Source organism: Enterobacter cloacae complex sp. 2015409, from assembly GCF_041365315.1.
Taxonomy (GTDB): Bacteria; Pseudomonadota; Gammaproteobacteria; order Enterobacterales; family Enterobacteriaceae; genus Enterobacter; species Enterobacter pseudoroggenkampii.
Map to the genome: position 1 here is coordinate 81,034 of NZ_JBFTVM010000009.1, position 9,767 is coordinate 90,800.

Sequence of the window (9,767 nt, forward strand, 5' to 3'; positions counted from 1 at the left end):
CGCAGCGCCACCGGGCAATGAAATTCAAAGATATTAAGGAAGCATGTTATGGCACTTTGGGGTGGGCGTTTTACACAGGCAGCGGATCAGCGGTTCAAACAGTTCAACGACTCTTTGCGCTTCGACTACCGCCTGGCCGAACAGGATATTGTCGGCTCTGTGGCCTGGTCCAAAGCGCTGGTAACGGTAGGCGTACTGACCGCAGACGAACAGTTACAGCTGGAAGAAGCGCTGAACAATCTGCTGGAAGAGGTGCGTCTGGATCCGCAGCAAATCCTGCAGAGCGATGCCGAAGATATTCACAGCTGGGTGGAAGGCAAACTGATCGACAAAGTCGGCCAGCTGGGTAAAAAGCTGCACACCGGGCGCAGCCGTAACGACCAGGTCGCCACCGACCTGAAGCTGTGGTGTAAAGATACCGTTAGCGAACTGCTGGCGGCCAACCGTCAGCTGCAGAGCGCGCTGGTGGAAACCGCGCAGAACAACCAGGACGCGGTGATGCCGGGTTATACCCACCTGCAGCGCGCGCAGCCGGTGACCTTTGCGCACTGGTGTCTGGCCTACGTTGAGATGCTGGCGCGTGATGAAAGCCGTCTGCAGGATACCCTGAAACGTCTGGACGTCAGCCCGCTGGGCAGCGGCGCGCTGGCGGGTACCGCTTACAAAATCGACCGTGAACAGCTGGCAGGCTGGCTGGGCTTTGCCTCCGCCACCCGTAACAGCCTGGACAGCGTCTCTGACCGCGACCACGTGCTGGAGCTGCTCTCCAATGCGTCTATCGGGATGGTTCACCTCTCGCGCTTTGCCGAAGACCTTATCTTCTTCAACTCCGGTGAAGCCGGGTTCGTCGAGCTGTCCGACCGCGTGACCTCAGGTTCATCCCTGATGCCGCAGAAGAAAAACCCGGACGCGCTCGAGCTGATCCGCGGCAAATGTGGCCGCGTGCAGGGTGCGCTGACCGGCATGATGATGACCCTGAAAGGGCTGCCGCTGGCGTACAACAAAGACATGCAGGAAGACAAAGAGGGGCTGTTCGACGCGCTCGACACCTGGCTGGACTGCCTGCACATGGGCGCGCTGGTGCTGGACGGCATTCAGGTGAAACGTCCGCGCTGCCAGGAAGCGGCGCAGCAGGGCTATGCGAACTCTACCGAACTGGCGGATTATCTGGTGGCGAAGGGCGTACCGTTCCGTGAAGCGCACCATATTGTCGGTGAAGCGGTTGTGGAAGCCATTCGCCAGGGTAAACCGCTGGAGGATCTGGCGCTGGCCGATCTGCAGAAGTTCAGCGCGGTTATCGGGGATGATGTGTATCCGATTCTGGCGCTGCAGTCCTGCCTGGACAAGCGTGCCGCGAAAGGCGGTGTGTCGCCGAAGCAGGTGGCGCAGGCGATTGCGGATGCGAAAAACCGGCTGGTTTGAACCGTGCGGGCTGGTGCCCTCACCCCGGCCCTCTCCCACAGGGAGAGGGAGAAAAACGGAGCCTGGCTTAGCGCTGGGCTTTTTTTTTACGCAAAAAAAAGCGGACCACGGGGTCCGCAAAAGTTCACGTTGGCTTTAGTTGTTCGAGTTTTGAGAGAAACTCGCTGACGGTGCGGGGACGTCAAGGGTCAAACACGTGCCGCCTCGTCTATGTGGTGTATTATTCAACAGAATGCTTGATAGGGATAATCGTTCGTTGCTATGCTATCTATCGCCATGAACTATCGTGGCGACGGAGGATGAATAATGAATATTCGTGATCTTGAATACCTGGTAGCGTTAGCCGAGCATCGTCACTTTCGCCGCGCGGCAGATTCCTGTCACGTCAGCCAGCCCACGCTGAGTGGCCAGATCCGCAAGCTGGAAGACGAGCTGGGCGTGATGCTGCTGGAGCGCACCAGTCGTAAGGTTCTGTTCACACAGGCAGGTCTTCTGCTGGTGGATCAGGCGCGCACCGTGCTGCGCGAGGTCAAAGTGCTCAAGGAAATGGCAAGCCAGCAGGGGGAGGCGATGTCCGGCCCGCTGCATATTGGCCTGATCCCAACCGTTGGCCCGTACCTGTTGCCGCACATCATTCCGATGCTGCACCAGACGTTCCCGAAACTCGAAATGTACCTGCACGAAGCGCAAACCCATCAGCTGCTGGCGCAGTTAGATAGCGGCAAGCTCGACTGCGCCATTCTGGCACTGGTAAAAGAGAGTGAAGCCTTTATTGAAGTGCCGCTGTTCGATGAGCCGATGATGCTGGCGATCTATGAAGATCACCCGTGGGCGAACCGCGATCGCGTGCCGATGGCCGATCTGGCGGGTGAAAAGCTGCTGATGCTGGAAGATGGCCACTGCCTGCGCGACCAGGCGATGGGCTTCTGCTTCGAAGCGGGTGCGGATGAGGATACCCATTTCCGCGCAACCAGCCTGGAAACGCTGCGTAACATGGTCGCGGCGGGAAGCGGTATAACGCTGCTGCCTGCGCTGGCCGTGCCGCGCGAGCGTAAGCGTGATGGCGTGGTCTATTTGCCGTGCATCAAGCCGGAGCCGCGTCGCACTATCGGCCTGGTGTATCGTCCGGGGTCACCGCTGCGCAGCCGCTATGAGCAGCTGGCAGAGGCCATCCGTGGTTCGATGGATGGCCATTTCGACAGCGCGTTAAAACAGGCGGTTCAGGCCGTTTAGGGCCGCTACCCGGTAGGCTTCCGCCATGGTCGGGTAGTTAAAGGTGGTGTTAACGAAGTACTCAATGGTGTTACCACCACCTTTCTGCTCCATTATCGCCTGGCCGATATGAATGATTTCCGCGGCGCGTTCACCAAAGCAGTGAATCCCGAGGATCTCTTTCGTCTCGCGGTGGAACAGGATCTTCAGCGTTCCCACGCTCATCCCCACGATTTGCGCCCGCGCCAGATGTTTAAACTGCGCACGACCCACCTCGTAAGGCACCTTCATAGACGTCAGCTGCTGCTCGGTTTTCCCTACGGAACTGATTTCCGGGATGGTGTAGATGCCCGTCGGGATATCTTCAATCAGATGCGCCGTCGCTTCGCCTTTCACCAGCGCCTGAGCCGCAATGCGTCCCTGGTCGTAAGCGGCTGAGGCCAGGCTTGGGTAGCCAATCACGTCGCCGACCGCGTAAACGTGTGGCAGGGCGGTCTGATACATGCTGTTGACCTTCAGCTGACCGCGGCTGTCGGTCTCGAGTCCGATATTTTCCAGCTGCAGGGAATCGGTATTGCCGGTACGGCCGTTGGCGTACAGCAGGCAGTCCGCTTTCAGCTTCTTGCCGGACTTCAGGTGCATGATCACCCCGTCGTCACAGCCTTCGATCTTCTCGTACTCTTCGTTGTGGCGAATCACCACGCCGCTGTTCCAGAAGTGGTAGGAGAGCGAATCTGACATTTCCTGATCGAGGAACGCCAGCAGGCGGTCGCGGGTGTTGATCAGGTCAACTTTGACGTCCATTCCGCGGAAGATCGACGCATATTCGCAGCCAATAACCCCTGCGCCATAGATAATGACGTGGCGGGGTTCATGGTGCAGGCTCAGAATCGAATCGCTGTCGTAGACGCGCGGGTGCGAGAAGTCCACGTCGGCCGGATGGTATGGGCGTGAACCGCAGGCAATCACAAATTTTTCAGCGGTAATAGTTTCAACCGACCCGTCGTGGCATTCGAGTGCCAGGGTGTGTTCATCCACAAAATGCGCGTTGCCCTGCAAAATTTCGCAGTGGTTACGCTCATAAAACCCCTGACGCATACGCGTCTGCTGGTTAATGACGGTATCCGCGTGATTCAGGATGTCGGCAAAAGATGAACGAAGAAGTCGGGAATGGTCGCTGTAAAGAGGGTTCTGGTTAAATTCGATAATGCGGCTAACGGCGTGGCGGAGGGCTTTCGAAGGGATGGTGCCCCAGTGGGTGCAACCGCCGCCGACATTATGGTAGCGCTCAATGACCGCTACTCTGGCTCCCTGTTTCACCAGACCCATAGCAGCGCCTTCGCCGCCGGGGCCGGAACCAATAACTATTGCGTCGTAATCGTAGGAATGTGGCATGGCAAGGCTTACCTGTTCTTATACATAAAAGCAACAGAATCATAACATCATTGCCAGAGTAACCCAATTATCGTTGTGCTTTTTTCCGGCAGTGGAGCACAAACCGCACGTAAACAATCATTCACAAAGCCAGGCAAACAGATTAATTTTATTCTCTGGTATAGTGCCATCAGGCCTTTGGAAGGATTCAACTATCGTGATGGGCGTAAGAGCACAACAAAAAGAGAAAACCCGGCGTTCGCTGGTGGAAGCCGCATTCAGTCAACTGAGTGCCGAGCGGAGTTTTGCCAGTTTGAGCCTGCGCGAAGTCGCACGCGAAGCCGGGATTGCGCCAACGTCCTTCTATCGTCACTTCCGTGATGTGGATGAACTGGGCCTGACCATGGTAGACGAGAGCGGCCTGATGCTGCGTCAGCTGATGCGCCAGGCGCGTCAGCGTATCGCCAAAGGGGGCAGCGTGATCCGCACCTCCGTGTCGACCTTTATGGAATTTATCGGCAACAATCCCAACGCGTTTCGTCTGCTTCTGCGCGAGCGTTCGGGCACATCGGCAGCGTTTCGTGCCGCCGTCGCGCGCGAAATTCAGCACTTCATCGCGGAACTTGCCGACTATCTTGAACTCGAAAACCATATGCCGCGTGCTTTTACTGAAGCACAGGCCGAGGCGATGGTGACGATTGTATTCAGCGCGGGTGCCGAAGCGCTGGACGTCAGCATTGAACAACGCAAGCAGCTCGAAGAGCGACTGGTATTACAGCTCAGGATGATCTCCAAAGGCGCGTACTACTGGTATCGCCGTGAACAAGAGAAACTGGCACATCAAACCGAAGAGTGAAGGTGAGTAATGAAACAGTCAGGTCAGGATAAAGGGACGCTGTTGCTGGCATTGATCGCTGGCTTATCCATTAATGGTACGTTTGCCGCTATTTTTAGCTCAATCGTGCCGTTTTCGATTTTCCCGCTTATTGCGCTGGTGCTGACGGTGTACTGCCTGCATCAACGTTACCTGAACCGCACCATGCCGGTGGGGTTACCGGGGCTGGCCGCCGCCTGCTTTATTCTGGGCGTATTGCTGTACAGCACCGTGGTTCGCGCGGAATATCCGGATATCGGCTCTAACTTCTTCCCTGCGGTACTGTCTGTGGCGCTGGTGTTCTGGATTGGCTCGCGCATGCGTAGCCGTAAGAGCCAGTTACCAGAGTAAAGAGTTTTGTCATTGTAGGCCGGATAAGCGAAGCGTCATCCGGCTTTTTTGGCAGGTGGCGCTTCGCTTACCTGCCCTACAAGGCCACATTACTTCGCCGTGAGCAGTACACCGCACTCCATATGATGCGTATACGGGAACTGATCGAACAGCGCCAGACGTTCAATATTGTGCGTCTGGCCTAATGTTTCGAGATTCTTGCACAGCGTCTCCGGATTGCAGGAGATGTACAAAATGCGCGGGTACGCCTGCACCATCTTCTCTGTTTCGCTGTCCAGGCCACTGCGCGGCGGGTCGACAAAAATCGTCTCACACTGGTAGCTCTTCAGATCGATCCCTTCCAGGCGGTTAAACTGGCGAACGCCGTTCATGGCCTGGGTAAACTCTTCAGCGGCCATGCGAATGATCTGCACGTTGTCGATATGGTTAGCGGCAATGTTGTACTGCGCGGCGGCCACCGACGGCTTGGCGATTTCCGTTGCCAGCACGCGATCGAAGTTACGCGCCAGCGCCAGCGAGAAGTTGCCGTTACCGCAGTAGAGCTCAAGCAGATCGCCCGTTGACCCTTCCGTCGCCTTCAGCGCCCACTCCAGCATCTGCACGTTCATCGCGGCGTTCGGCTGGGTGAAGCTGTTCTCGACCTGACGGTAAACCATCTCTCTACCCGCTACCGGCAGGCGCTCGTCGATGTAGTCCTGATCCAGCATGATTTTGGTTTTGGTCGCGCGGCCAATCAGGTGAACGTTGATGTTCTGCGCGCGCAGCGCATCGCGCAGCGCTTCCGCCTGCTCGCGCCACTCGTCGTTAAGCGCTTTGTGATAGAGCAGAGAGACAATCGCCTGATTGCTTTGCGTGGTCAGGTAGTCAATCTGGAACAGCTTGTTACGCAGTACCGGATTGTTGCGCACGCCGTCCATTACCAGCGTCATTAACTGGTTAATGAGCTCGCTCGCCGCCGGAAAGCTGTCCACGCGGATACGGGACTTTGTCTGCTGATCGAAAATGATGTGGTACAGGTCGTCACCGTCGTGCCAGATGCGGAACTCGGCGCGCATGCGGTAGTGGCTGACAGGAGAGCGGAACACCTCGGGAACGGGCGCGTTGAAAGGCGTCATCATACTTTGCAGGCGGACAACTTTCTCTGCCAGCTGCGCGTCGTACTGTTCTGTCGGGAGGTGTTCTGGGGTCATGATGCGTCCTGAGTGATAAAGAATTACGCGGCGATTGTAGGCATTGTTCAGGGGATGTCCAGATTTAATGGCCAATAGCTGTCTGGACATCCATACGTGTCTAATTGTAGCATTCTGTTTCCGGTCTCCTGAGAGTGAAAAGGGAATCCAGTGTAAATCTGGAGCTGACGCGCAGCGGTAAAGACTGGCGGGATGAGCGTTGTAGACACTGTGTAAATGGGAAGTCTTCATCCTTATATAGCCACCTAGCCCGAAGACCTGCCGGGATCACGTCGCATTTGGTTTCATCATCGCGTGCTATCGATGAGGCCTGCGGCATCCTTCTTATATTGTGGATGCTTTAACAATGATTAAAAAAGTATCGCTGTTGACGGCGTTGTCCGTCACGGCATTTTCGGGCTGGGCGCAGGACAGCGCCGACTCGTTGGTGGTGACGGCAAATCGTTTTGAACAACCGGCAAAAACTGTTCTGGCACCGACGTCCGTCGTGACGCGTGAAGACATTGAGCGCTGGCAGGCAAAGAGCGTGGTGGAAATCATGTCACGTCTGCCTGGCGTGGATATCGCGCAAAGCGGTGGAATGGGCTCGAACTCTTCGACTTTTATTCGCGGAACGGAATCTCGCCATGTGCTGGTGCTGGTTGACGGTATTCCTTTGAATAACGCCGGGATCAGCAACGTTCCCGATCTGAGCCAAATCCCGACCTCGCTGATTCAGCGTATTGAGTACATCCGTGGTCCGCGTTCAGCCCTGTATGGCTCCGACGCGATTGGTGGCGTGATTAACATCATTACCGGACGTGATAAGCCGGGTGCAGAAATCTCAGCGGGCGTTGGCTCTAAGGGTTACCAGACCTATGATGGCGCTTTCCAGCAGGTGCTGGATAAAACCAAAATCACCATGGCGGGTAACTACACCTATACCCGGGGTTTTGACATCGCCGCAAAAGATGCGCCGCGCCAGCCTGACCGCGATGGCTTTATGAGTAAATCGCTGTACGGCTCCGTGGAACAGCAGATTACCGACAGCGTGAGCGGCTTCTTCCGTGGCTTTGGTTATGACAACCGCACCGCGTATGACGGTTACGATCACTACGACGCCAACTTTATGGTGGATGGACGACCTGATACTCGCCAGCTCTACAGCCAGAACTGGGATACCGGTCTGCGTTACAACCAGGGGATTTTCCAGTCACAGCTGGTGGCGGGTTACGGTCGCAGTAAAGATCAGAACTATGATCCGAAGAAAGGGCGTTACGCTGATTCCGCCACCATGGATGACGTGAAGCAGTACACCACCCAATGGCTCAACACCGTAGAAGTCGGTCACGGCAACATTGGCGCAGGTCTGGACTGGCAAAAGCAGAAGACCCAGGCTGGAACGGGCTATCTGGAGAAAGGTTACGAGCAACGCAATACCGGCGTGTTTGTTTCGGCGATGCAGCAGTTCAGTAGCGTGACGCTGGAAGCGGCGGCGCGTAATGACGACAACTCCAACTTTGGTAACCATGGAACATGGCAAACCAGCGCAGCGTGGGAGTTTGTGGAGGGCTATCGCGTCATTGCCTCCTACGGTACCGCTTTTAAAGCACCGACCATGAGCCAGATCCACAGTGCCTCTTACGGTAATCCGGACCTTAAACCGGAGGAGAGTAAGCAGTGGGAAGGGGGCTTTGAAGGCCTGACGGGACCGGTCAACTGGCGTATCACCGGTTATCGCAATGACATTGATAATCTTATTAGCAGCGATCCGCATACGTATCGTTACTACAACGTTGACGAAGCACGTATTAAAGGTGTGGAAGCGACGGCACAGTTCGATACTGGCCCGGTCGGACATCAGATTTCCTATGATTATGTCGACCCGCGTAATGCCAAAACCAACGAAGTACTGGCCCGTCGTTCTAAGCAGCAGGTTAAGTACCAGCTTGACTGGCAGGTATGGGATCTCGACTGGAACCTTGCCTATCGTTATCTGGGCACCCGCTATGATGTCGCGATTGATCCAGACACCTATTCGTCAGAACGCGTGAAAATGGGCGGTGTAAGCCTGTGGGATGTCGCAGTTTCGTATCCTGTCACCTCACATCTCACAGTTCGTGGTAAAATAGCCAATCTGTTCGATAAAGATTACGAGACAGTTTATGGCTACCAAACTGCAGGACGGGAATACACCTTGTCTGGCAGCTACACCTTCTAATCCGCGTCCCACCGTGCTGGTGTTTGATTCCGGCGTTGGTGGGCTTTCGGTCTATGATGAGATTCGGCATCTTCTGCCGGATCTCCATTACATCTACGCCTTCGATAACGTCGCTTTCCCGTACGGGGAAAAGAGCGAAGATTTTATTGTTGAGCGTGTCGTTGAAATCGTCACCGCGGTACAAAAGCGCTATCCCCTTGCGCTGGCCGTCATCGCCTGTAATACGGCGAGCACCGTTTCTCTTCCCGCCCTGCGTGAAAAATTCCAGTTCCCGGTTGTGGGCGTCGTTCCTGCAATAAAGCCTGCCGCGCGTCTGACGGCGAACGGCATTGTGGGTTTGCTGGCCACGCGAGGCACGGTAAAGCGTCCTTATACCCGCGAGCTGATCGACCGTTTTGCCAACGAATGCCAGATAGCGATGCTGGGTTCGGCTGAGCTGGTGGAGATGGCTGAAGCGAAGCTGCATGGCAAGGCGGTATCACTCGAGGAGCTGCGTCGTATTCTTCGTCCGTGGCTGCGAATGCCCGAACCTCCGGATACCGTTGTGCTGGGCTGTACCCACTTCCCGCTATTACAGGAAGAGCTATTGGAGGTGCTGCCGGAGGGGACGCGCCTGGTGGATTCCGGTGCGGCTATTGCCCGTCGTACGGCCTGGTTGCTGGAGCATGAAGCGCCGGATGCGAAATCTAACGATGCGAATATCGCGTTTTGTATGGCTATCACGAAAGAGACTGAGCAACTTTTACCCGTTTTACGCCGTTATGGCTTTGAAACGCTCGAAAAACTGGCGCTGTAGCACGGTTTTGAGCAAAAAAGAGACGGTTGAAAGTTTTTTTTAAAAGAGGGGTTGTCAACGTCTGAGAACTCCCTATAATGCGCCTCCACTGACACGGAACAACGGCTTACAGGCCGCCGGGTTAGCGGGGTTCAGAGATGAACGCCAGCAGAGAAAAGCGAAAATAATCACTTGACTCTGAATGAGGAAAACGTAATATACGGGACCTCGCAACGGTGAGCTTAACGCCGCGTTGCAACTGCTCTTTAACAATTTATCAGACAATCTGTGTGGGCACTCAAAGTGACATGGATTCTTAATGTCTTCGGACAATAAATGAATACCAAGTCTCTGAGTGAACATACGTAA

General features: G+C 55.5%; 8 protein-coding genes and 1 riboswitch. Of the genes, 6 read left to right on the forward strand and 2 right to left on the reverse strand.

Annotated features, from left to right (window positions below):
* The first annotated feature begins 48 nt into the window (after positions 1–48).
* Complete coding sequence (gene argH / locus ACDO57_RS22475; protein ID WP_370884606.1) at positions 49–1,422, forward strand: argininosuccinate lyase; 1,374 nt, start codon at positions 49–51, stop codon at positions 1,420–1,422.
* 306 nt (positions 1,423–1,728) lie between these two features.
* Positions 1,729–2,655 carry a DNA-binding transcriptional regulator OxyR gene (gene oxyR / locus ACDO57_RS22480; protein ID WP_023333839.1) on the forward strand — a complete coding sequence of 309 codons (927 nt, stop codon included), beginning with the start codon at positions 1,729–1,731 and terminating at the stop codon, positions 2,653–2,655.
* Here the strand turns inward: oxyR and sthA are convergent.
* Positions 2,629–4,029, reverse strand: a complete 1,401-nt coding sequence (sthA, locus tag ACDO57_RS22485) for a Si-specific NAD(P)(+) transhydrogenase (RefSeq protein ID WP_008501785.1) — start codon at positions 4,027–4,029, stop codon at positions 2,629–2,631. The genes oxyR and sthA overlap by 27 nt on opposite strands.
* 196 nt (positions 4,030–4,225) lie before the next feature.
* Here sthA and fabR point away from each other — a divergent pair, with 196 nt between their 5' ends.
* Together fabR and ACDO57_RS22495 are read left to right on the forward strand one after the other, a co-directional pair.
* On the forward strand, positions 4,226–4,864 hold the full coding sequence (gene fabR, locus ACDO57_RS22490) for an HTH-type transcriptional repressor FabR (RefSeq protein ID WP_008501784.1): 639 nt from the start codon (positions 4,226–4,228) through the stop codon (positions 4,862–4,864).
* Positions 4,865–4,873: 9 nt separating this feature from the next.
* Positions 4,874–5,233 (forward strand): YijD family membrane protein, encoded by a 360-nt coding sequence (locus ACDO57_RS22495; RefSeq protein WP_008501783.1) that lies wholly within the window; start codon positions 4,874–4,876, stop codon positions 5,231–5,233.
* Between the two features lie 89 nt (positions 5,234–5,322).
* Here the strand turns inward: ACDO57_RS22495 and trmA are convergent, their stop codons facing one another.
* Complete coding sequence (gene trmA, locus ACDO57_RS22500; RefSeq protein WP_090420885.1) at positions 5,323–6,423, reverse strand: tRNA (uridine(54)-C5)-methyltransferase TrmA; 1,101 nt, start codon at positions 6,421–6,423, stop codon at positions 5,323–5,325.
* Positions 6,424–6,527: 104 nt separating this feature from the next.
* Positions 6,528–6,704, forward strand: a riboswitch (cobalamin riboswitch).
* Between the two features lie 65 nt (positions 6,705–6,769).
* Here trmA and btuB point away from each other — a divergent pair.
* Both btuB and murI read left to right on the forward strand, forming a co-directional pair.
* Positions 6,770–8,623 (forward strand): TonB-dependent vitamin B12 receptor BtuB, encoded by a 1,854-nt coding sequence (gene btuB / locus ACDO57_RS22505; RefSeq protein ID WP_024909851.1) that lies wholly within the window; start codon positions 6,770–6,772, stop codon positions 8,621–8,623.
* Positions 8,568–9,419 (forward strand): glutamate racemase, encoded by an 852-nt coding sequence (gene murI / locus ACDO57_RS22510; RefSeq protein ID WP_024909852.1) that lies wholly within the window; start codon positions 8,568–8,570, stop codon positions 9,417–9,419. The genes btuB and murI overlap by 56 nt, the downstream gene beginning before the upstream one ends.
* Positions 9,420–9,767: the final 348 nt, after the last annotated feature.